Genomic DNA, 22,162 nt, shown 5'->3' on the forward strand with positions numbered 1-22,162 from the left:
AAAAAACAGCTACGAAAAGGGGGATAGAAAGGGGAATCGAGATTCCTCTTTTTTGGGCAAAAAAATACCCGGTTGCGCAAACAACCGGGTATGTTTAACAACGCACGATTAGATATCGATGTTCGCCGCTTTCAGGGCATTCTCTTCGATAAACGCGCGACGCGGTTCAACGGCGTCGCCCATCAGCGTGGTGAACAGCTGGTCGGCAGCAATCGCATCCTTCACGGTAACGCGCAGCATACGACGGCTTTCCGGATCCATGGTGGTTTCCCACAGCTGTTCCGGGTTCATCTCGCCCAGACCTTTATAACGCTGGATAGCGAGGCCGCGACGTGACTCTTTCTGCAGCCATTCCAGCGCCTGCTCGAAGCTGGCAACCGGCTGGCGACGCTCGCCACGTTCGATAAACGCATCGTCTTCGATCAGTCCACGCAGCTTCTCGCCAAGCGTACAAATACGACGGTATTCGCCACCAGTCACAAACTCGTGGTCCAGAACGTAGTCGGTATCCACACCGTGAGTACGGACGCGCACAATCGGTTCAAACAGGTTCTGCTCTGCGTTGTGGTGGATATCAAACTTCCACAGGCTACCGTGCTGTTCTTTTTCGTTCAGCTCGGTAATCAGCGCATTAACCCAGCGGGTAACGTTCTGTTCGTTTGCCAAATCAGCTTCCGGCAGCGTCGGTTGATAAACCAGTTCTTTCAGCAGCGCTTTCGGGAAACGACGTTCCATACGGCCAATCATTTTCTGCGTCGCGTTGTATTCAGAAACCAGTTTCTCTAACGACTCACCTGAAAGGGCTGGTGCGCTGGCGTTGGTGTGCAGCGTGGCGCCATCCAGAGCGATAGAAATCTGGTACTGATCCATCGCTTCGTCATCTTTAATGTACTGTTCCTGCTTGCCTTTTTTCACTTTGTACAGCGGTGGCTGTGCAATGTAAACGTGGCCGCGTTCAACGATTTCCGGCATCTGACGATAGAAGAAGGTCAACAGCAGCGTACGAATGTGCGAGCCATCGACGTCCGCATCGGTCATGATGATGATGCTGTGATAACGCAGTTTGTCCGGGTTGTACTCGTCGCGACCGATGCCGCAGCCCAGCGCGGTGATCAGCGTCGCCACTTCCTGAGAAGAGAGCATCTTGTCGAAACGCGCCTTCTCAACGTTAAGAATTTTACCCTTCAGCGGCAGAATCGCCTGGTTTTTACGGTTACGGCCCTGCTTCGCAGAACCGCCCGCGGAGTCCCCTTCCACCAGGTACAGTTCGGACAACGCCGGGTCGCGTTCCTGACAGTCCGCCAGCTTGCCCGGCAGACCCGCTAAGTCCAGCGCGCCTTTACGACGGGTCATTTCACGCGCGCGACGTGCAGCTTCACGGGCACGCGCAGCATCAATAATTTTGCCGACAACGATTTTCGCGTCAGACGGGTTTTCCAGCAGGTATTCGCTCAGCAGTTCGTTCATCTGCTGTTCTACCGCCGATTTCACCTCAGAGGAGACCAGCTTGTCTTTGGTCTGTGAGGAGAACTTCGGATCCGGTACTTTCACGGAAACAACGGCAATCAGGCCTTCACGGGCATCGTCACCGGTAGCGCTGACTTTCGCTTTTTTGCTGTAGCCTTCTTTGTCCATATAGGCGTTCAGGGTACGGGTCATCGCCGCACGGAAACCTGCAAGGTGAGTACCACCGTCACGCTGCGGAATGTTGTTGGTGAAGCAGTAGATGTTTTCCTGGAAACCATCGTTCCACTGCAGCGCAACTTCAACGCCGATACCGTCTTTTTCAGTGGAGAAGTAGAAGATATTCGGGTGGATCGGCGTTTTGTTTTTGTTGAGGTATTCAACAAACGCCTTGATGCCACCTTCGTAGTGGAAATGGTCTTCTTTGCCGTCGCGCTTGTCGCGCAGACGAATAGAGACGCCGGAGTTCAGGAATGACAGCTCACGCAGACGCTTCGCCAGAATGTCGTATTCGAACTCAACGACGTTGGTAAAGGTTTCGTGGCTTGGCCAGAAACGGACCTGAGTCCCCGTCATTTCTGTTTCGCCAGTTACTGCCAGCGGTGCCTGCGGCACACCGTGCACGTAAGTTTGCTGATGCACTTTGCCTTCACGACGAATCACCAGTTCCAGCTTCTGTGACAGGGCGTTAACGACGGAAACACCCACACCGTGCAGACCGCCGGAAACTTTATAGGAGTTATCATCGAATTTACCGCCTGCGTGCAAAACGGTCATGATAACTTCCGCTGCCGAAACGCCCTCTTCCGGGTGAATACCGGTTGGGATACCACGGCCATCATCGGTAACGGACACGGAGTTGTCAGCGTGAATCGTTACCACGATATCTTTACAGTGACCCGCGAGCGCTTCGTCGATAGCGTTATCTACCACCTCGAATACCATGTGGTGCAGACCGGTGCCGTCATCCGTGTCGCCGATATACATACCCGGGCGCTTACGCACCGCATCCAGTCCTTTCAGGACTTTGATACTGGAGGAGTCATAAGAATTCGACATCAACGTTTCTCGCTCATTTTATCTTGGGTTAATCCGTTATTTTACCCTTTTCCACGGTAAACATCTTCGAATTTTCATCGGACATGTCTATAACGTGTTCAGCGCTGATTGCGCTGACAAAGACCTGAGATTGCGTGGCTTTTAAGCGGCTGGCCAGCAGTCCGCGACGCGCGTCATCCAGTTCAGAGGCAAAATCATCTATCAGGTACAGGCAGCGCCGCCCGCTTTCACGGGTCAGGAACTCCCCTTGCGCCAGACGTAAGGCGCACATCAGCAGCTTTAGCTGCCCACGCGACAATGTATCTTCCACCGGCGCACCGTCAGCGCGAATGCGGAAATCCGCCTTATGCGGACCGTGCGCGGTGTAGGTCAACATGCGATCGCGTTCAAAACTACGTTCCAGCACTTCGGCGTAATCTGTCTCTTTCTCCCAGCCGCGCTGGAAAGAGAAGGAGAGAGAAAACTCGGGAAGAAACTGCTGGCAGGTATCCGCCATATCCTGCGCGATACCGGCGCTGTACTCCGCGCGCCAGGTGCTGATTTGTTCCGCCAGTGGGATCAGTTCTTTATCCCACGGGCGCAGTTGCTCATAACGACTCACCTGGCGCAGCGCTGCATTGCGCTGCTTGAGCAGTCGCTTCAGGTTACTCCAGGCGGTGAAAAATCCGGCTTCATTGTGAAAGCATCCCCAGTCAAGGAATGCTCTTCTGTATTTGGGGCCGCCATTGAGTAAAGTAAACCCCTCAGGCGTGATCAACTGCATCGGCATCAGGTGCGCCAGTTCCGCGACCTTGTGCCCGTCAGTGCCGTCAATGCGCACTTTGCTGTCACCCAGTTTGTCTTTCGTCAGGCCAATCGACGTCTCACGTTCTTCACCCTGCAAACGCCCGTGTAAAACAAACGACTCCTGCTCGTGGCGAATCACGCGGCCAATCTGCAAACTGCGAAACGCCCGACCATGGCCGAGCGTATAGATAGCTTCCAGCACGCTGGTTTTGCCGCTGCCGTTAGCGCCTACCAGAAAGTTAAAGCCGGGAGATAAGGCAAGATCCGCGTTTTCGATATTGCGAAAATCGCGGATCAACAGACGGGAGAGCGACATTACAGTCTCATTGGCATAACAACATAGGCAGCACTCTGAGACGCCGCATCTTCAATTTGTACGCTGGAGACGGAGTCGGTCAGCAGAATACGGACGTTTTCGCACTTCAGCGCGTTCAGCACATCCAGCACATAGCTCACGTTAAAGCCGATTTCCAGTTCAGTACCAGGATAGGAAACATCCAGAATTTCTTCTGCTTCTTCCTGCTCCGGGTTGTTGGCAGTGATTTTGAGCTGGTTTTCGCTGACATACAGACGCACGCCACGGAATTTCTCGTTGGAGAGAATCGCCGCACGCGCAAACGCCTGTTTGAGGATATCGCAACCGGCTTCCAGATGTTTGTCCGGATTCTTCGGCAATACGCGGCGATAATCCGGGAAACGACCGTCAACCAGCTTGGAAGTAAAGATGAAGTCACCAACGTGCGCACGAATATTGTTGCTGCCAATCTGCACGCGCAGCGGGTTATCGCCGCCGTCGAGCATACGCATCAGTTCAATCACACCTTTACGCGGTACGATCACCGAATGGCTAGGCAACGGCTGACCGACAGGCATTGAACAGACCGCCAGGCGGTGACCGTCGGTCGCCACGGTACGCAACTCTTCCCCTTCGGTTTCAAACAGCATGCCGTTTAAGTAGTAACGCACGTCCTGATGCGCCATCGAAAACTGCGTGGCTTCAATCAGGCGCTTCATTGTCGCCTGTGGCAGGGTGAATTCGACTTCGCTCTGCCAGTCGTCCAGATTCGGGAAGTCGGCGGCAGGCAGCGTAGACAGCGAGAAACGGCTGCGGCCAGAACGCACCAGCATACGGTCGCCTTCCAGTTGAACGGCAATTTCCGCCCCTTCTGGTAATCCACGGCAAATATCGAAGAATTTACGCGCCGGAACGGTGGTCGCACCAGGTTCATGAGGCTGGATCAGCGCCACGCGCGCCACCATCTCCATTTCGAGATCGGTACCGGTAAGCGAAAGGGTGCCGTCAGCAACCTGCAGCAGCAGGTTTCCGAGGATCGGCAGTGTAGGACGTCCACCCAGCGGGCCGCTGACCTGCTGAAGCGGTTTTAATAAATGTTCACGTTCAACGGTAAATTTCATAGCGTCACGAAGATAATGTTCTGATTAAATTGGAGAAATCTTCTTTAATATCATGGCTTTCCTCACGCAACTGCTCAATCTTTCGGCAGGCATGAAGCACGGTAGTATGGTCACGCCCACCAAACGCGTCGCCAATTTCCGGCAGACTGTGGTTAGTGAGCTCTTTTGCCAGCGCCATCGCCATCTGGCGCGGACGAGCTACCGAGCGAGATCGACGCTTAGAAAGCAGATCCGCAATTTTGATTTTGTAATACTCCGCCACCGTCTTCTGGATATTGTCGATGGTGACCAGCTTTTCCTGCAAAGCCAGCAGATCGCGCAGCGCTTCACGCACGAAATCGATAGTAATCGCCCGGCCGGTAAAATTGGCGTTGGCGATCACGCGGTTCAGTGCGCCTTCCAGCTCACGTACGTTAGAGCGTAGACGCTTGGCAATAAAGAACGCTACTTCACCCGGCAGACGAATGTCGTTTTCGTCGGCTTTTTTCATCAGGATCGCAACACGCGTTTCCAGTTCAGGCGGTTCGATCGCGACAGTCAGTCCCCAGCCAAAACGGGATTTCAGACGATCTTCAACGCCGTTGATCTCCTTCGGATAGCGATCCGAGGTCAGGATGATCTGCTGATTGCCTTCCAGCAGGGCGTTAAAGGTGTGGAAAAACTCTTCCTGCGATCGCTCTTTATTCGCGAAGAATTGGATATCGTCAATCAGCAGCGCGTCAACGGAACGGTAGTAGCGTTTAAACTCTTCGATCGCATTGTTTTGCAGGGCTTTGACCATGTCCTGCACAAAACGCTCGGAGTGCATATACACCACTTTGGCGTTTGGCTTACGCGCCATAATGCCGTTACCGACAGCGTGCAGCAGGTGAGTTTTACCCAGGCCCGTACCGCCATAAAGGAATAACGGATTGTAGGCGCCGCCAGGATTGTCCGCCACCTGACGTGCCGCCGCGCGCGCCAGTTGGTTAGATTTACCTTCAACGAAGTTATCAAACGTGTGTTTGACGTTGACGTTAGAACGATAGGTAGGTTCTGCCGGAGCCGGGACGTTATCCCAGCCTGGACGCGCCGCCGGAGCAGCACGTTGTGGTTGCACTTGCTGAGTCACGTGGGCGGGCGCAACAACGTTGTTGACCGGCGTTTTCAGCGTTTGCGTGACGGGTTTAGTACCGACTTCAAAGCGCAGCTGTGGGGCATCCGCTCCACAGAAATTATTGAGTAATCCATTAATATTATTAAGGTATTTATCCCTTACCCAATCGAGCACGAAACGGTTTGGCGCGTACAAAGCCAGCGTGTTATCGCTCAGTTCCGCCTGCAACGGGCGTATCCACATACTGAACTCTGTGGCTGGTAACTCATCCTGCAATCGGGCAAGACACTGCTGCCAAAGCGAAAGTGACACGGCGGACTCCACTCGAACAAAAGTCGATAAATGACAAAGGCTGAAACATTCATGATTGTTGACGCACACCGACAAGACCCTATGCAAAGGGTGACGTGCGAATTGCTATCTGCAATTTTTACCCGATCAGGATCCATTGAAACGATCAGGACCGCGGATCATAGCGTAAACTGAGAAAGAGATCTTCTGTTTCTCACAGATTCTTCCCGATTTATCCACAGGATGATCCAGAATCGGCTAAGTGTAAACGATCCTGGAGAAGTGCTGCAGGTTTTAGCGCGCATATTGAAAAAATTAATGAGTAAAGATGCTTTACTGCTTAAACGATCTAATAAAGATCCCGAGCGATCCTTGCGCTTTATCCACCAGCCCGTATAATTCTTACCCCCAGCGAGTAACGGTCGCCTTACGGCGTCAACGCTGCCTGTTTTTTACGCGAAACCATGCGGAAAAAAGCGGGAAATAAGGAAAGAGAATTGACTCCGGAGTGTACAATTATTACAATCCGGCCTCTTTAATCACCCACACTGTGGCGTAAGTCGTTCGAAATTCGTTCGGGTATACGCAAAAGTCAGTGAATTTATTCAAGTTTAGGTAGAAATCGCCATGAAACGCACTTTTCAACCGTCTGTACTGAAGCGCAACCGTTCTCACGGCTTCCGTGCTCGTATGGCTAATAAAAATGGTCGTCAGGTTCTGGCACGTCGTCGTGCTAAAGGCCGTTCTCGTCTGACCGTTTCTAAGTAATAAAAGCTAGCCCCTGAGTGGTTAAGCTCGCATTTCCCAGGGAGTTACGTTTGTTAACTCCCACTCATTTCACATTCGTCTTCCAGCAGCCACAACGGGCTGGCACGCCGCAAATCACCATCCTCGGCCGCCTGAATTCGCTGGGGCATCCCCGTATCGGTCTTACAGTCGCCAAGAAAAATGTTAAACGTGCGCATGAACGCAATCGGATTAAACGTCTGACGCGTGAAAGCTTCCGTTTACGTCAGCACGAGCTTCCAGCAATGGATTTCGTGGTGGTGGCGAAAAAAGGGGTTGCTGACCTCGATAACCGTGCTCTCTCGGAAGCGTTGGAAAAATTATGGCGTCGCCATTGTCGCCTGGCTCGCGGGTCCTGATAGCCCTCATTCGGGTCTATCAACGCCTGATCAGTCCGCTGCTTGGGCCGCATTGCCGTTTCACTCCAACCTGTTCGAGCTACGGAATTGAGGCATTGCGCAGGTTTGGAGTGATAAAAGGCAGTTGGTTGACGGTGAAACGCGTATTAAAATGCCACCCTTTACACCCTGGTGGTGACGATCCCGTCCCGCCCGGACCATTTGATACCAGAGAACACTAACGATGGATTCGCAACGCAATCTTTTAGTCATCGCTTTGCTGTTCGTGTCTTTCATGATCTGGCAAGCCTGGGAGCAGGATAAAAACCCGCAACCTCAGGCCCAACAGACCACGCAGACAACGACCACCGCAGCGGGTAGCGCCGCAGACCAGGGCGTACCGGCCAGTGGCCAGGGGAAACTGATTACGGTTAAAACTGACGTGCTTGATCTGACCATCAACACCCGTGGTGGTGATGTGGAACAGGCTTCACTGCCAGCTTACCCGAAAGAACTCGGTTCTACCGAACCGTTCCAGTTACTGGAAACCACGCCACAGTTCATCTACCAGGCTCAGAGTGGCCTGACAGGTCGTGACGGCCCGGATAACCCGGCTAACGGCCCGCGTCCGCTGTACAACGTCGAGAAAGACGCGTTTGTACTGGCTGACGGTCAGAACGAACTGCAGATCCCGATGACCTATACTGACGCAGCGGGTAACACATTCACTAAAACGTTTGTACTCAAGCGTGGTGAATATGCTGTCAACGTTAACTACAGCGTGCAGAACGCCGGCGAAAAACCGCTGGAAGTCTCCACCTTTGGTCAGCTGAAGCAATCCATCAATCTGCCATCTCATCGCGATACCGGAAGCAGCAACTTTGCGCTGCACACCTTCCGCGGCGCGGCGTACTCCACGCCGGATGAGAAGTATGAGAAATACAAATTCGACACCATTGCTGAAAACGAAAACCTGAACGTCAATGCTAAAGACGGCTGGGTCGCAATGCTGCAACAGTATTTCGCAACGGCATGGGTTCCGCGTAACGACGGCACCAACAACTTCTATACCGCTAACCTGGGTAACGGCATTGCCGCTATCGGCTATAAGTCACAGCCGGTACTGGTACAGCCTGGCCAGACTGGCGCGATGACCAGTACCCTGTGGGTCGGCCCGGAAATTCAGGATAAAATGGCGGCCGTTGCACCGCACCTGGATCTGACCGTGGATTACGGCTGGTTGTGGTTCATTTCTCAGCCGCTGTTTAAACTGCTGAAATGGATCCATAGCTTCCTGGGTAACTGGGGCTTCTCCATCATCGTTATCACCTTTATCGTTCGTGGCATCATGTACCCGCTGACCAAAGCGCAGTACACCTCCATGGCGAAGATGCGTATGCTGCAGCCGAAGATTCAGGCAATGCGTGAGCGTCTGGGCGATGACAAACAGCGTCAGAGCCAGGAAATGATGGCCCTGTACAAAGCTGAGAAGGTTAACCCGCTGGGCGGCTGCTTCCCGCTGATCATCCAGATGCCAATCTTCCTGGCGTTGTACTACATGCTGATGGGCTCCATTGAACTGCGTCATGCGCCGTTCGCTCTGTGGATCCATGACTTGTCTGCACAGGACCCGTACTACATTCTGCCGATTCTGATGGGCGTGACGATGTTCTTCATTCAGAAGATGTCTCCGACCACCGTAACCGACCCGATGCAGCAGAAGATCATGACCTTTATGCCGGTCATCTTCACCGTGTTCTTCCTGTGGTTCCCATCAGGTCTGGTGCTGTACTATATCGTCAGCAACCTGGTAACCATTATTCAGCAGCAGCTGATTTACCGTGGTCTGGAGAAGCGTGGCCTGCATAGCCGCGAGAAGAAAAACTCCTGATTCGGTGTAGGCCGGATTAGGCGAAGCCGCCATCCGGCAAACGGAACATAAAGTAAAGGGCGGTCATTAGACCGCCTTTTTTATTGCATTAAGAAGAGACAAACCATGAGCCATAACGACACCATCGTCGCTCAGGCCACCCCACCGGGACGTGGTGGCGTGGGTATCCTGCGTATCTCCGGCCTGAAGGCGCGTGAGGTCGCAGAAACCGTACTGGGGAAACTACCCAAACCGCGTTACGCCGATTATCTGCCGTTTAAAGACGCGGATGGCAGCACGCTGGATCAGGGGATTGCCCTGTGGTTCCCCGGCCCGAACTCCTTTACCGGCGAAGACGTTTTAGAGCTTCAGGGTCACGGAGGTCCGGTGATTCTTGACCTGCTGCTCAAACGTATTCTGACCATTCCCGGGCTGCGCATTGCCAGACCGGGTGAATTCTCCGAGCGCGCGTTTCTCAATGATAAGCTCGATTTAGCCCAGGCCGAGGCAATTGCTGACCTGATCGATGCCAGCTCGGAGCAAGCCGCTCGCTCGGCGCTGAACTCGTTGCAGGGTGCATTTTCCGCACGGGTAAATCATCTTGTGGAAGCGCTCACTCACCTGCGCATCTATGTGGAAGCGGCGATCGACTTCCCGGATGAAGAAATCGACTTCCTGTCTGACGGCAAGATTGAAGCGCAGCTCAATAGCGTTATCAGCGATCTTGATGCCGTACGTGCCGAAGCGCGTCAGGGCAGCCTGCTGCGCGAAGGGATGAAGGTAGTCATTGCCGGTCGCCCTAACGCCGGGAAATCGAGCCTGCTGAACGCGCTGGCAGGCCGTGAGGCGGCTATTGTGACCGACATTGCGGGGACGACTCGCGACGTATTGCGTGAGCATATTCATATCGACGGTATGCCGCTGCACATCATCGATACTGCCGGTTTGCGCGATGCCAGCGATGAAGTTGAACGCATCGGTATCGAACGTGCGTGGCAGGAAATCGAACAAGCCGACCGTGTGCTGTTTATGGTGGATGGCACCACCACCGATGCCGTGGACCCGGCTGACATCTGGCCAGACTTTATTGCCCGTCTGCCAGCCAAACTGCCAATTACCGTGGTGCGTAACAAAGCGGATATTACCGGTGAGACGCTGGGCCTTAGCGAAGTAAATGGCCACTCACTGGTTCGTCTCTCCGCACGTACCGGTGAAGGCGTTGACGTACTGCGTAACCATCTCAAACAGAGTATGGGCTTTGAAACCAATATGGAAGGCGGCTTCCTGGCGCGTCGTCGTCACCTGCAGGCACTGGCAGAAGCGGCGGAGCATCTCGAGCAGGGTAAAGCCCAACTGCTCGGAGCATGGGCCGGAGAATTGCTGGCTGAGGAGCTACGCCTGGCGCAGCAGAACCTCAGTGAGATCACCGGGGAATTTACCTCCGACGATCTGCTGGGACGAATTTTCTCCAGCTTCTGTATCGGTAAGTAAGTTTTAGTCCATCCTCGTCCGTGAACGTTCACTAACCCGCATTAACTACCTGTTAATGCGGGTTTTTACTTTCCATACTCGTCCATAGTCGTGCGGGTTCATCCGCGATTTTTGTGTCCTGAATTGTGCCCATAGCCAAAAAACCGCTGTGCCATTGTTCATTTTTTGCGCTAAAAATCACATCAAATGGACACAAAAAACGGTATAAAAAACACTCAAATCTGCCTTCTCATGGACACAGTGAAAAAGAAGGTGTTAATAATCCAATATTAAACAATCTATTAGAAAGGATGCTCATGGACACACTGTAGAGGTGAGATATGGCACTTTCAGATACCAAACTACGCACACTTGCCCCCAGAAATCGCCCCTGGCAACTTGCCGATCATGACGGACTGGTGATTGAAGTTCTTCCCACCGGACGGAAAATCTGGCGTTTCCGCTACCGCTTTGACAACAAATCGCAAAAGATCACGCTGGGCGAATACCCGGCTTTCTCACTTGCAGAAGCGCGGCTTTGGCGTGAAAAGTGTCGCTCAATGGTGGCCCATGGCATCAATCCCGCGCAGAAAAAACAGGAAGAAAAGCTTAAACAGAAAGACCCGACAACAGTAAAAGCGTTCGCCAAACGCTGGTTGACCGATATCGTTGAAAAAAGTAACCGCGATCCGCGCAACATCACTCGCGTTATCGAGAAGGACATCATTCCCATCATCGGGAAGCTGGAACTGGAAGAACTCACAACCGCTCACATTCAGGTCGTGCTCGACCGCATCAAACAACGAGGTTCGGATCACGTCGCGCTGCTGACGCGAAACGTGCTTAAACGCATGCTGGCCTATGCGATTTCCAGGGGAATCATCTTCAACAACCCGGCAGCCGCTATTGAGGCCCGTTATATCGCACAAGCAACAAGCCGTGACGTGGCGCTAACCGCAGAAGAGATCGGCATCCTGCTACGGGGGATCTACACCTCTAACATGAACCGACGCCACAAGCTGGCTCTGCACCTACTGATCATCTGCATGGTGCGTAAATCGGAGATGATTGAAGCGACATGGAGTGAAGTTAACTTCAACGCGCTGGAATGGCGTATCCCCGGCGAAAGAATGAAGATGGATAACCCGCATATTGTTCCGCTGTCAAAGCAGGCGCTGGCGATGTTCGAAGAGCTAAAATTTCTGGCCGGAGATTCCCCTTACGTCTTCCCCAGCCGAAACGACCACCGACGCCCGATCTCCAAAACAACGCTTAACTGCGCAGTGCGTACGCTGGATCTGAACGTCAGGGATTTTGTTATTCATGACTTCCGGCGTACTGCCAGCACATTGTTACATGAGCAAGGCTACAACTCCGACTGGGTAGAGAAATGCCTGGCGCATAAGATCGGCGGCGTTCGCGGTGTCTACAATCGTGCGGAATACCTGAATCAGCGCCGGGAGATGCTTCAGTCCTGGGCGGACTTTGTTGATGCGCAGATTGAGGAGGGGCGGAAGGTGGTTATCGGGAAGTTTGGGAAGGCTTATGAGATAAATCGTTAATTATGAAGAGTTCTACATTTCTCTAAAATCACTTAACTGTATGTTAAATAATAGTTTTAAATTCTTTGTAAATACGAGATAATTTAAAAAGGAACACTGTTAATTTTATATTATTTATAAAATGAAAATTCATTATAGAGGATTATATAGTGGAACAGAATTTTTCTCCGAAAGCTTTCATGAAAAATAGACGCCCAGAGCGTTTTTCGGATTCAAAAGTAATAGAAAAAGGGACACTTGACCGAGTTGTACTTGAACATTTCATTTCAACATTAAATACCAGAAGCCAAGAGTTAGAGTTTGAAACGTTTTCAAAAAAATTATGCGAAAAGGTAGTATGCCCAAATTTATTAGAGCAGACAGGGCCAGTTGCAGGAGGTGACGGAAAAACCGATACACAAACATTCCCAGTATCAGATCACAATCAACTTTTATGGTATGTAGGTACTGCAGATTTTTCACATCAAGAAAGATGGGCATTTGCTGTAAGCACCAGAAAAGACTGGAAGAAAAAATGCCAAGAAGATGTTAAGAAAATCGCTGATACAAATCGAGGCTATAGCAAAATATTTTGCGTGACTAACCAATATATTAAATCAAATCAACGGAGTGAACTGGAGGATTTATTAAAAAAAGAAATTGGTATAGATATTAGAATTCTCGATATAAGTTGGATATTAGATCAGGTTTACAGTAATGGTTATGAACAACTTGCCATAGAAACGCTTTCAGTTCCTACTAATTTTGAAAGAGAAACAATACATGGGAGTAATGATTATCAAAAAAAACAAGAACTAGAAGCATTAGATAGTGAAATAAAAAACAAAATAGACCCTAAAAATATAAATGTAGATCAGGTTTCTTTATTTCTGCGAATGGCCATTTTAAGTTCAGAATTAGAAAACACAGAGATAGAATCCCAAGGTCTTTTTGAACGCGCAATTAAAATAGCAAATAGATTTGGGACACATCAGGAAAAAATCGATGCATACTACAACTATGCTTGGTATTCATTTTGGTGGTTTGAGGATTTCCAATTATTTGTTGAAAATATAAACAATTTATATAATATAATGGAGGACACCACTAGCTCTTCAAAATGGGAGCTGATAATAAATTTATTAGTAATTTACTCATCTCATGTTAAGAGGTCACCAGAGAAGAAATCAGAGAAAACAGACGAAATAATTGATTTATCTTTAGAAACCCTTCAAAAGATTGCATTAGATGATTCTCGCCCTGGTAATGCTTTGCTGGCAAAAACTCATATCAATCTCTTTGAGTTAACCAGAATAGAAAAAGATGAAGAAGCAAGTTTAAGATTTATTGAAATAAAGAAAATCCTTCAAGAAGGACAAAAACTAGTTGGTTATCCATTTGAAAAAACCTGTACACTCCTTGAACAACTAGATGAAGTGATTGATGAAAATGATGAATTCGAAGAGCTTATAGATTTCATTACAGAAGTTACCAGTCAACGCTCCGGTGAAGTTAAAGCGTCACTTAACAGCTTAAATAGAGCAATCAAAAAACTTCAACAAAATAAGCCACACCATGCAATTACCCTTGCTGGAAAAACAATTTCAGGTCTTTATAAAGAAGAGTCCAGAGAAGCAGTTATTAAAGCCTTTGATGTCACTTCATTAGCTTACGAGAAAATTGGATTACTCTGGGCGGCTCGCGCCAGCTCACTAAGTGCATCTTCATTACTTACTGACCAGTTTTGGCGTCAAGATGAGCTCAATGAAAAACAAGTAAAATCATATATCAGGATAGCATGGATTGAACTAAAGCTTGGTCGCTTAGCAGAGGCTCTCACATGGTTTGAGCTTGCTTTAATTATTGATAATGTATTGCCACAAGGGGTATTGGATGAAGAAGTAATAATGCAGTTTGATGGCTGCTTAAGTCATTATCTCGCAAATGCTAATATTGATTCCATTCGTAAGCTTGAGAGGGTTCCTTGCGTCTTAGAAAACCTTAATTTATTTCACTCATACTCTATAATCCTATACTCATTAGGATATGAACAACAAATAAGAGAGGAATTTGGCGATCTTAAAAACATAGATTTAAAAGAACACCAAATGATAGTTAGAGATGCAGACATTGGTGCAGACACTACTCAATTGAATATACTTTCAGACGAAATCGGACATATTGAAACTCTAATATTAGGTTGCAACTTCATTATAAACTTCCCCTTAAGAAGCCCATATCTCGAGTTTGCAGAAGGTCTCCTAGCATATCTCGAAGGTTTCTTCGCAACGGGGATAACTGATAAAATTTATGCTACAGAATCTAAATTAATAATTAACTTCATTCCCAAAATAGATGATACTGATAGCATTAGCAATCAAATCAACACATCAGGTTCAAATGTCATCATAAATACAACATTCTCTGATTTTAATGACCCCGAAGTAAAAAGAGAATATATCCCAAAATTCAAAAAATATTGCTTTGATTTATTGTCACCAATATTTCAGTTGGCGTTTTTCACTAGAGACCCAATGGTATTGCTGGAGAAGTTATTTTCTAACGACGACATAATGGCAAGATTATCACCTTTATATAATAGTATAATGGCGGTTTACAATATTATAGGGAAAGATTCTTGTTCCAGATTTTCTTCCATCTATACTAATGAAGAACATAAGGAATTCAATCTCAAAAGAGAGACCAATTGGGATAATGACATACCAAAAAACAAAAACAAATTAAAAGATAGCACTCCTGACGTAAGTAAATCTGGAGAAACTCCAGACGAGATTTTTTTCGATAAATTGTCACATAATGATATTATTGTTCATGACATCATAAAACCAAGGTTATGGGATAAAACCACCTGGAAAGGTATCGGATTCTACATGCTCCCAGAGCAAAAACTTGTTTTTAGCCTTGTTTTTAAACATGAAAACTTCGCTGAAATTATTTTTGATGACCTTAGTAAAAATATATCCGCATCAAAAAATTCAGATCGCCTAAAAATAACCATACTTAAAGGTGTTGATGGAAATAATCCTGCATGGTACAGAGTGATAATTAGTGAGAATTTAGAAAGATATGATAATAGCAAAATCATAACCATGATAAATAGACAATGTACAATGACGCCGCAAACGGATATAAACCTATCTAAATTCATTTCTATTCTTAATAAATTAGATTATTTTTATTTAGGTTATAGCAGTACTAATTCATCTGAAATTAAACAACCTAAAAACAATATCCTTATAAAGATATCAAAAGAAAACCTAGTAATAAAAGATGCCTGGAAAATCAGTAGTAACGATATAGAAAAAGTAATGCTATATAGAGATGATGACATATTTATCCCAAAAGAAATAGCAAACGCACCTGTTTTAGAGGTCATCGAAGAAATAAGGAAGTTACATCAATAAATCCACATGAATTGTAAATGCCTGCTAAATATTAAAATTTGGCAGGCTTTATCATTTTTAACAAAGCAACAATCACGAACCTAATAACTTTTGAAATTATTCAAATGCAAAAACAGTTTCCCACTGCTTCCCCACGCTCCCAGATCTACCCTATCCCCAACTCATAGCAGTACCCCTAAAAGCTTCCTGTTCTAAGACGAACTGCGACCTGTAAGAAGCGCCTTTGGCGGTCAGCCCCCCGGTCAACCAGGGAACGAAGCGTGGTCTGAAACTGACCTCCTGTCTCGATACAGGTGACCACACCCTATATCGCTACCCTGTTGCAAGCGTAGCGACAGACAGAACGCTGTAGAGAAGTCGGACGGCATTGCCGAAGGCTTTGCGTCCGTACTTCCTGCTGAATTTGCAAAACGCGGCGTCACTTTTAAGAGCGTAAGCGAGTGAAAGTGACGCCAGCGCGCAGATCAGCTTCAACCCAGCTACTGCCTGTAAATCCACTGCAACAAACAGGCTGACACTCAAACAGATGTCAGAAATTCACTTACCAGGAGGAGAAACCAGCACTACCGAACCGATACCGGAGGACAGGTTATTTTACCTGTGGGGATATACCTGCCTGAGCAGGCGGCTGCATTCGTGCATCACCGTACCCCGTCATACCTCATCCGCGCATTCTCCGGCGCACCGGTATCGTTCAGCACAGCACGCTGTGCCCAACCGCGCGTCGGAGAATTGAGTGGAGAGTAGCTATGTCGAAACTTACAAAACGCATGGAAAAACTCGCCCTGCTGGCTGGCGGCAGTTTTAAAACAGTCCATGATCGCCTCCGCATCGCCGGGCGTTTAAGTCAGCATCTGCACAAGCTGAATATCCAGATTCAGGATCTCCAGCATCTGAAATCGTCACATATCGAAAGCTACGTGATGGCGCGACGGGAAGCAGGCATTACGCCACGCACGCTACAAAACGAGATGGCTGCCATGCGCACCATCCTTGCTCAGTCTGGACGTCAAAAATTTGCCCAATCGGAGCGCATCAGCAATAAAGCGCTCGGGCTGGGTAACGCCAGCCGGGCAGGAACGCATCTGCCATTAACCTCAGAACGCTGGTTGTCGGCGCTGTCTGCTTTTCATGAAAAGGATGAAGGGCTGGCTCTGACGCTGGAGCTTGCCAGAGCAATGGGTTTGCGTTCACAGGAAGCGGTGCAGTGTTGTCAGTCTCTGAAGACATGGGCCGCTGCGTTAGAGCGTGGAGAAAACCGATTGCAGGTGGTTTTTGGCACCAAAGGATCACGTTCCCGTCAGACGGTGGTGCTCGAACCTGAAAGGCTACGCAGCATCCTGAACCAGGCTATACCCCTGATGGCACAACGCGGGGGACGTTTGCTCAATAAACCCGATCTGCGCGCCGCAATGAATTACTGGCGTGCCAGCGCAGTTCGCGCAGGGCTGACTGGCCCCTATGCACCACACAGCCTGCGCTATTCATGGGCGCAGGAGGCGATGGCGCACTACCAGAGACAGGGGCTGAGTATAAAGGAAGCCAGGGCGATGGTTGCGATGGATCTTGGTCATGGCGATGGTCGAGGGCGCTACATCCAGCAGGTGTATGGGAGGCAATCATGAGCAATTACGTTTCTATCATCTCCGAGCAGGTACGCAATACCTGGCCGAAAATTTTTGAAAAACTTGGCATTCCCATTCCACCAAATCATCGCCATGGCCCTTGTCCCTCTTGTGGGGGTAAGGATCGCTTCAGGATGGATGATCTGGAGGGGCGCGGCACATGGTTCTGCAATCAGTGCGGCGCAGGTGACGGACTGGATCTGGTTTCCCTATGTTTACATTGCGGACTGGTTGGCGCCGCCGAAATGCTGCAGGACATGGATCTTGTTCCACCGTTTTCGCCGTCTCCGCCAGCCAGGGAAAAATCACAGGCTTTGAATATGGAATCGCGTATTAAGACACTGCTTCGCCATTGTGAATCCGGAGAAGCGCCGTATCTGACAACGCGAGGCTGGCGACGAGTCCAGTGGCTTCTGACTGAGCGTAGTAGCCGGACAATCTGCGGCGTGCATTTCGGGGCGGGTACGCTGGTATTGCCAATTCGAAATACAGGCGCGCAGCTGACAGGTGCGCAGTTCATTCATCCTGGAGGGAAAAAGTACCTGCTGCCCGGTAGCCATCTGAAGGATTGTTTTTGCCCGGTACATCAGGCGAGCCGCAACGGTAGACCGGAACCCTGGGCACCGGACAGCAAACCACCGGAAGGCATCATCATTACCGAAGGATATGCAACCGCGCTTGCGGTTTCATGCCTTCATCATTTTCCGGTGGTTGCTGCCCTGTCGGCGCACAACCTGAAAAATGTGGCCATCGCTTTCCGGGAGCAGTGGCCTGAATGCCACCTTATCCTGGCTGGCGATAATGATTGCAGTCAGGAGAAAAATACCGGGTTGCTGAATGCAACCGCTGCTGCCGAGGTTGTGAAGGGCTGTGTGGTTCTCCCTGCAGACACCACATTGAGCGACTGGGATGAATTTTACCGTCACTACGGTGAATCCATTTCCCGGACTGTGTTCAACCAGCAGCTTCCTGCAAATCTCAGGTCGTAGGTCATGACAGCATCAGACCGTACTCTCACCACCTCCCTTCCGCTGCGCCGGGGCTCGGAAGGGTTCAACATCAGTCAGGATTATCTGGTGAAAGGGCTCATTCCCGCAGGGGCGCTGTGCAGTATTTATGGCCCCGGCGGCTCTTTTAAATCCTTTCTGGCGGTATCGCTGGCGTGCCATATTGCCAGCGGTACGTCATGGGGCGGAAGGCGAGTCAATCAAGGGGCTGTGCTGTTTATCGCCGGAGAAGGAGGAACCGGTGTATCGCGGCGGATCCGCGCCTGGGAACTCAGCGTTAATGACGAGATGGCGCTCGATAACCTGTTTCGCGTCGACTGCCCGATCTTTCCAGCCGCTCCGGGAAGCATCGAGCAGGTGATCCTGGCGACGCAAGACATTCAGAACATGACCGGAATGCCGGTACGGTTGATCATCCTTGATACGCTGGCCCGCTGTTTTGGTAACTCAGATGAAAACACCGCGCGGGATATGGGCGCATTTATCCAGGGTTGCGACGCCATTCGGTATCATACGCGCGCAGCGATGATGATCGTTCATCACTCGGGTAAGGATCAGGAACGGGGCGCACGCGGTTCAAGTGCTTTTCAGGCTGCGCTGGATGCCGAGTTTAATGTCAGGCGCGAGGGACGTCGCAACGCTATCACCCTGAGTTGTACAAAGATGAAAGATGCGGAGATGCCGGAGGTCACCGCCTACGATCTTGAGGAAGTTGTTATCTATACCGATAGCGATGGCGAACCAGTGACCTCACTGGTGCTGAATGACGAGCCCAGGCAACCTGACGATGACTTACTGAGTAGTGGCATACCACCCGGTGTTCCTCATATCACCCGCAACCATACGGCGTTATGGCGCTGTATTAACCAACGCATCAGCCAGAATAAGCCTTGTACCCGCGCGCTCTTGCGCGACGATCTACGGGCTAAGGGAATTAACGTCGAGAAGAAATTTTCGCGCTGGCTGGAGAAGCTGTTGCGCGAGCAACTGATTGTGCTCGATGGAGAACAGATCCGGCTCCCGGATACGGGGGAATGATGATGGAACTTGGAATCTGTGGGGGGGATACACTGGCAGGTACTCGACTCCCCCCACATTATTCACCTTTAACAGCGAAAGATGGGGGATGCCCTTTCAACCCGCGCCATTGCTGTGCTCATGGAATTCACCTCAGAGAATATGGGGGAGCCAGCCAGGAAAAAGCAGGTGGGGGAATCAACCACAACATCTGTCCCTGATGCTGTGGTCGCTGTAAGAATTACTGAGGTAATTTCTCGTCTCTAAGCCGTCTCACCTCATCTTCTTCAAAAGCATCTCTTAACAGTTGTAGCTGGTCAGCAAGGATGAGAAGCAACGCATAATTCGGGCCGATATCGTCAGGATGCTCGAGCATCACATGCACCAGGACTCGCGAGCGATCGACCAGTTCTCTGGCTGAGGGTTGTTCTACGGTGATTTTCATAGATACCTCCGGCGGAGGCTGGTGCAAAGGGATATTCAGGGACAGGACACATACGCAGCGCTCCGCTTCGTGATAAGCAGGTTAACGCCACCACCGGAGACGCCAGGCTCACTGGTGGTGACCCAGACAGGGTTGGCGTACCGGTTATCACGACCCGGCGCTTCTTTCGAAGCCCCTGCCTGAGCCACCATTGAAGGGGCGAGCGCAGGCCGCGCCAGTAGCACTGCAAACATCGCTACCGACACTCGTGATAATTCGGAACGCCAATTCCGGCTGCGGTTTTGCCGCAACCGAGAAAATATAGCGTCTGAAAATGAAGAAAGCTAGTTTTTAAACTAATGTTGTTTTATAAAATCAATTACCTCAAAAGCCGTACTATATGTTTGCCCGTAGTGATATAGATATCATTTCTCGACGTATTTGCCTTTTCTCTTCTTCGCTCTGTGCAGAAGATAAACCATTTGCCAACATCATCAAACGATGATCTGTTGCTACTGCAGAATTATAACCAGAAAACTGATAAAACCTGTTTAATGAACAAACATACATTGTATTTTCACCTTTCTTACTTTTTGCTCTATAGAGATATCCGGGTTCAATGACCTCTATATGATCGTCATATTTATCGAAGTGTGGGTGAACGATAAGATATAAGTGCGATTTTGTAGGTAGCGTTTTTTTAGCGACACTAGTCGTTGTTTTTTTATATCCTTTATGACTATTACAATCAGGGCAACAGACACATAAATTCTGTGGGGTAAACATGAAACCAACTTGAGTTTGGCGTGGTATTATATGTTCTATATCCCATTGCCTCCCATTGTTAGTCAAAAATCTTTGTTGGCAATAAGGACAAATATGGTTTTGTTCAGGTATATAAAATTGCTTTATTGACTCTTTAATATCACTAATATCATTATCAGACCATGAATCAGAACAAAACCCCTCTGAGCTTATTTTTGCATTTATCCTTTCCTGAAAATCATTATTATACAAATAAGCATTAGAAATCATTTTAAAGACACCTTGCTCTTAACGATCAAACCAATAAGAAACATGACTGTATCGTTCGGCTCTAGATTTTTAGATATATCCTTAAGCCATAGAACATCATTTATATCTTGATCACTCAGCTCTTCATTGGCAGAAATTTTACTTAATATATTTACTGCCAGTCTTTTTAAATATTCATTCTCATGCCCAGGAGTCTCCATTAAAGTTGCTAGTTGAAAATCTGCTGACTTATTTATGAAATCCTTAGCATGATATGTTTTGCCATTTTCAAGAGTAGTAATAAAACAGTTATCTTTCTTAAGATTGGATATTATTTGAGGGGAGTGAGTTGCAATAATAAAGTGACATCCTTTCTTATGACTAAAGACATCCATAAGCAATTCAATATAAACCTCCTGCCACTCTGGATGAAGACTTACTTCTGGCTCATCTATCAGTATTAAAGCATTATCTGCAATGCTATTAGCAATACCAAATGTGTTAATTAGTAAACACTGCTCACCAGAACTAGCTTCATATAATATAACTTCATCACCTGATTTTTTATAAAGATATATATCTCTAATAGATAATAAATTCAACTCCATTAAATATAACATCTCATGCATCACGTGTTCAGATATATTTATCATGTTCTCATTAAGAGCATTTATCTCAACATCAAAATACCTTGCCTCTGAACCTGAATTCGAACGTCTATCTGAGGAGGCTAAAATATAATCGTTAATGAGAAATAATGAACTTCTTATTCTAGGCACATCATAATTAGATTGATTTTTACTCCACTTATATATACCCGTTGGTGTAAATATTGGCTTTTCAATTTGTCTTATAAGCTCTTCATCATCAAGCTCAAATAGTTTTTTAAGCCTAACTCTAGTTCTGAACTCAATTTTTATTTTAGGCTGGTAATTTAAAAAACCCAATATTTTTTCAAATGACTCTCTGTCATTTTTTAATGAACTATTAATTCTTGAATATAGGATTTTTTCTATAAAAGCATGAATGGCATTTTTCCGTCCTAAATCTTTCAACCCAAAGTAATGATAAAATGTGTTAATATCATGTTTGGAGTTATAAAACCTACGTTCTGATGAAAATTTATCAAATGGGCTTGTTGATATACATGTCAAAACGGAAGGGAGAAGATATTTACTATCACCATCTATAAACTTACGCCCCTCCAATCTAATTTCATTACCAACACCATCATTTACAATATTAAAAGACATTTTAGCGTTATTTTTTTCATTACTATCAAAATCACGCTTTAAATATTTATTTTCCACTTGAATACTACATAAACTATTTGCAAGTTTACTTAAAAAAATACTTTTACCTGTTCCGTTTTTTCCAATTAATACAGTATATATATTACCTATATTATGTATTGATTGTGGCACTAGTTCTATTCTCTTATTATCAACAAGAGCACTCTCTATATAAAAACTCATTTTAATTGTCTCACGCTTCTATTTTAGATATTTAATCTATATTGCATAATTCATAACA

The 22,162-nt window shown here is 48.0% G+C and carries 18 protein-coding genes and 1 pseudogene; 11 read left to right on the forward strand and 8 right to left on the reverse strand.

Annotation, left to right across the window (positions count from 1 at the left end):
- Positions 1 to 108: 108 nt before the first annotated feature.
- From gyrB to dnaA, 4 genes are read right to left on the reverse strand one after another with little or no spacing between them, the layout of a single operon-like run.
- A complete protein-coding gene (gyrB, locus tag OGV71_RS07135) occupies positions 109 to 2,523 on the reverse strand; it encodes a DNA topoisomerase (ATP-hydrolyzing) subunit B (RefSeq protein ID WP_192464863.1) in 2,415 nt (804 codons plus the stop codon).
- Between the two features lie 28 nt (positions 2,524 to 2,551).
- Positions 2,552 to 3,625, reverse strand: a complete 1,074-nt coding sequence (recF, locus tag OGV71_RS07140) for a DNA replication/repair protein RecF (RefSeq protein ID WP_181509893.1) — start codon at positions 3,623 to 3,625, stop codon at positions 2,552 to 2,554.
- Positions 3,625 to 4,725: a DNA polymerase III subunit beta gene (gene dnaN / locus OGV71_RS07145; protein WP_003023863.1), complete on the reverse strand. Its 1,101-nt coding sequence runs from the start codon at positions 4,723 to 4,725 to the stop codon at positions 3,625 to 3,627. The genes recF and dnaN overlap by 1 nt, the downstream gene beginning before the upstream one ends.
- Before the next feature lie 4 nt (positions 4,726 to 4,729).
- Complete coding sequence (dnaA, locus tag OGV71_RS07150) at positions 4,730 to 6,133, reverse strand: chromosomal replication initiator protein DnaA (protein ID WP_003023861.1); 1,404 nt, start codon at positions 6,131 to 6,133, stop codon at positions 4,730 to 4,732.
- Between the two features lie 297 nt (positions 6,134 to 6,430).
- Here dnaA and OGV71_RS25555 point away from each other — a divergent pair, with 297 nt between their 5' ends.
- From OGV71_RS25555 to OGV71_RS07200, 11 genes are all read left to right on the forward strand, one after another.
- Positions 6,431 to 6,511, forward strand: a complete 81-nt coding sequence (locus OGV71_RS25555; RefSeq protein WP_418222139.1) for a hypothetical protein — start codon at positions 6,431 to 6,433, stop codon at positions 6,509 to 6,511.
- Between the two features lie 228 nt (positions 6,512 to 6,739).
- The gene (gene rpmH, locus OGV71_RS07155; RefSeq protein WP_003023858.1) at positions 6,740 to 6,880 is read left to right on the forward strand and encodes a 50S ribosomal protein L34; all 141 of its coding nucleotides are present in this window, start codon (positions 6,740 to 6,742) and stop codon (positions 6,878 to 6,880) included.
- A gap of 17 nt (positions 6,881 to 6,897) precedes the next feature.
- Entirely contained in the window at positions 6,898 to 7,257 is a 360-nt protein-coding gene (gene rnpA, locus OGV71_RS07160; protein ID WP_003844432.1) for a ribonuclease P protein component, read from the forward strand.
- Positions 7,221 to 7,478, forward strand: coding sequence for a membrane protein insertion efficiency factor YidD (gene yidD, locus OGV71_RS07165; RefSeq protein ID WP_003023846.1), 258 nt, complete (start codon positions 7,221 to 7,223; stop codon positions 7,476 to 7,478). The genes rnpA and yidD overlap by 37 nt, the downstream gene beginning before the upstream one ends.
- Before the next feature lie 2 nt (positions 7,479 to 7,480).
- The gene (gene yidC / locus OGV71_RS07170) at positions 7,481 to 9,127 is read left to right on the forward strand and encodes a membrane protein insertase YidC (RefSeq protein WP_003023844.1); all 1,647 of its coding nucleotides are present in this window, start codon (positions 7,481 to 7,483) and stop codon (positions 9,125 to 9,127) included.
- A gap of 105 nt (positions 9,128 to 9,232) precedes the next feature.
- Positions 9,233 to 10,597 carry a tRNA uridine-5-carboxymethylaminomethyl(34) synthesis GTPase MnmE gene (mnmE, locus tag OGV71_RS07175; protein ID WP_003844431.1) on the forward strand — a complete coding sequence of 455 codons (1,365 nt, stop codon included), beginning with the start codon at positions 9,233 to 9,235 and terminating at the stop codon, positions 10,595 to 10,597.
- 320 nt (positions 10,598 to 10,917) lie between these two features.
- Positions 10,918 to 12,138, forward strand: coding sequence for a tyrosine-type recombinase/integrase (locus OGV71_RS07180; protein WP_286532963.1), 1,221 nt, complete (start codon positions 10,918 to 10,920; stop codon positions 12,136 to 12,138).
- A gap of 149 nt (positions 12,139 to 12,287) precedes the next feature.
- Positions 12,288 to 15,542, forward strand: a complete 3,255-nt coding sequence (locus OGV71_RS07185) for a hypothetical protein (RefSeq protein WP_286532965.1) — start codon at positions 12,288 to 12,290, stop codon at positions 15,540 to 15,542.
- A gap of 749 nt (positions 15,543 to 16,291) precedes the next feature.
- Positions 16,292 to 17,167 carry an integrase domain-containing protein gene (locus OGV71_RS07190; protein WP_204583155.1) on the forward strand — a complete coding sequence of 292 codons (876 nt, stop codon included), beginning with the start codon at positions 16,292 to 16,294 and terminating at the stop codon, positions 17,165 to 17,167.
- On the forward strand, positions 17,164 to 18,156 hold the full coding sequence (locus tag OGV71_RS07195) for a primase-helicase zinc-binding domain-containing protein (RefSeq protein WP_286532968.1): 993 nt from the start codon (positions 17,164 to 17,166) through the stop codon (positions 18,154 to 18,156). Before OGV71_RS07190 ends, OGV71_RS07195 begins: the two co-directional genes overlap by 4 nt.
- A 3-nt stretch (positions 18,157 to 18,159) precedes the next feature.
- Positions 18,160 to 19,212 carry a helicase RepA family protein gene (locus tag OGV71_RS07200; RefSeq protein ID WP_204583153.1) on the forward strand — a complete coding sequence of 351 codons (1,053 nt, stop codon included), beginning with the start codon at positions 18,160 to 18,162 and terminating at the stop codon, positions 19,210 to 19,212.
- Positions 19,213 to 19,432: 220 nt separating this feature from the next.
- Here the strand turns inward: OGV71_RS07200 and OGV71_RS07205 are convergent, their stop codons facing one another.
- The 4 genes and pseudogenes from OGV71_RS07205 to OGV71_RS07220 all read right to left on the reverse strand — a co-directional run bounded on the left by OGV71_RS07205 (position 19,433) and on the right by OGV71_RS07220 (position 22,104).
- Positions 19,433 to 19,636, reverse strand: coding sequence for a hypothetical protein (locus tag OGV71_RS07205; protein ID WP_000705806.1), 204 nt, complete (start codon positions 19,634 to 19,636; stop codon positions 19,433 to 19,435).
- Positions 19,637 to 19,719: 83 nt separating this feature from the next.
- Positions 19,720 to 19,839 (reverse strand): annotated as a pseudogene (locus OGV71_RS25475) (ash family protein); the annotation flags it as partial.
- 172 nt (positions 19,840 to 20,011) lie between these two features.
- On the reverse strand, positions 20,012 to 20,650 hold the full coding sequence (locus OGV71_RS07215; protein ID WP_047084753.1) for an HNH endonuclease: 639 nt from the start codon (positions 20,648 to 20,650) through the stop codon (positions 20,012 to 20,014).
- A complete protein-coding gene (locus tag OGV71_RS07220) occupies positions 20,647 to 22,104 on the reverse strand; it encodes an AAA family ATPase (protein WP_004116695.1) in 1,458 nt (485 codons plus the stop codon). Before OGV71_RS07220 ends, OGV71_RS07215 begins: the two co-directional genes overlap by 4 nt.
- Positions 22,105 to 22,162: the final 58 nt, after the last annotated feature.

This window comes from Citrobacter sp. Cf088, from assembly GCF_030334295.1.
Lineage (GTDB): Bacteria > Pseudomonadota > Gammaproteobacteria > Enterobacterales > Enterobacteriaceae > Citrobacter > Citrobacter freundii.

Coding starts and splice junctions, on each gene's coding strand:
- gyrB (WP_192464863.1), bottom strand. CDS start 2,523: ATGTCGAATTCTTATGACTCCTCCAGTATCAAAGTCCTGAAAGGACTG.
- recF (WP_181509893.1), bottom strand. CDS start 3,625: ATGTCGCTCTCCCGTCTGTTGATCCGCGATTTTCGCAATATCGAAAAC.
- dnaN (WP_003023863.1), bottom strand. CDS start 4,725: ATGAAATTTACCGTTGAACGTGAACATTTATTAAAACCGCTTCAGCAG.
- OGV71_RS25555 (WP_418222139.1), top strand. CDS start 6,431: ATGAGTAAAGATGCTTTACTGCTTAAACGATCTAATAAAGATCCCGAG.
- rpmH (WP_003023858.1), top strand. CDS start 6,740: ATGAAACGCACTTTTCAACCGTCTGTACTGAAGCGCAACCGTTCTCAC.
- yidD (WP_003023846.1), top strand. CDS start 7,221: ATGGCGTCGCCATTGTCGCCTGGCTCGCGGGTCCTGATAGCCCTCATT.
- yidC (WP_003023844.1), top strand. CDS start 7,481: ATGGATTCGCAACGCAATCTTTTAGTCATCGCTTTGCTGTTCGTGTCT.
- mnmE (WP_003844431.1), top strand. CDS start 9,233: ATGAGCCATAACGACACCATCGTCGCTCAGGCCACCCCACCGGGACGT.
- OGV71_RS07180 (WP_286532963.1), top strand. CDS start 10,918: ATGGCACTTTCAGATACCAAACTACGCACACTTGCCCCCAGAAATCGC.
- OGV71_RS07190 (WP_204583155.1), top strand. CDS start 16,292: ATGTCGAAACTTACAAAACGCATGGAAAAACTCGCCCTGCTGGCTGGC.
- OGV71_RS07195 (WP_286532968.1), top strand. CDS start 17,164: ATGAGCAATTACGTTTCTATCATCTCCGAGCAGGTACGCAATACCTGG.
- OGV71_RS07200 (WP_204583153.1), top strand. CDS start 18,160: ATGACAGCATCAGACCGTACTCTCACCACCTCCCTTCCGCTGCGCCGG.
- OGV71_RS07205 (WP_000705806.1), bottom strand. CDS start 19,636: ATGAAAATCACCGTAGAACAACCCTCAGCCAGAGAACTGGTCGATCGC.
- OGV71_RS07215 (WP_047084753.1), bottom strand. CDS start 20,650: ATGATTTCTAATGCTTATTTGTATAATAATGATTTTCAGGAAAGGATA.
- OGV71_RS07220 (WP_004116695.1), bottom strand. CDS start 22,104: ATGAGTTTTTATATAGAGAGTGCTCTTGTTGATAATAAGAGAATAGAA.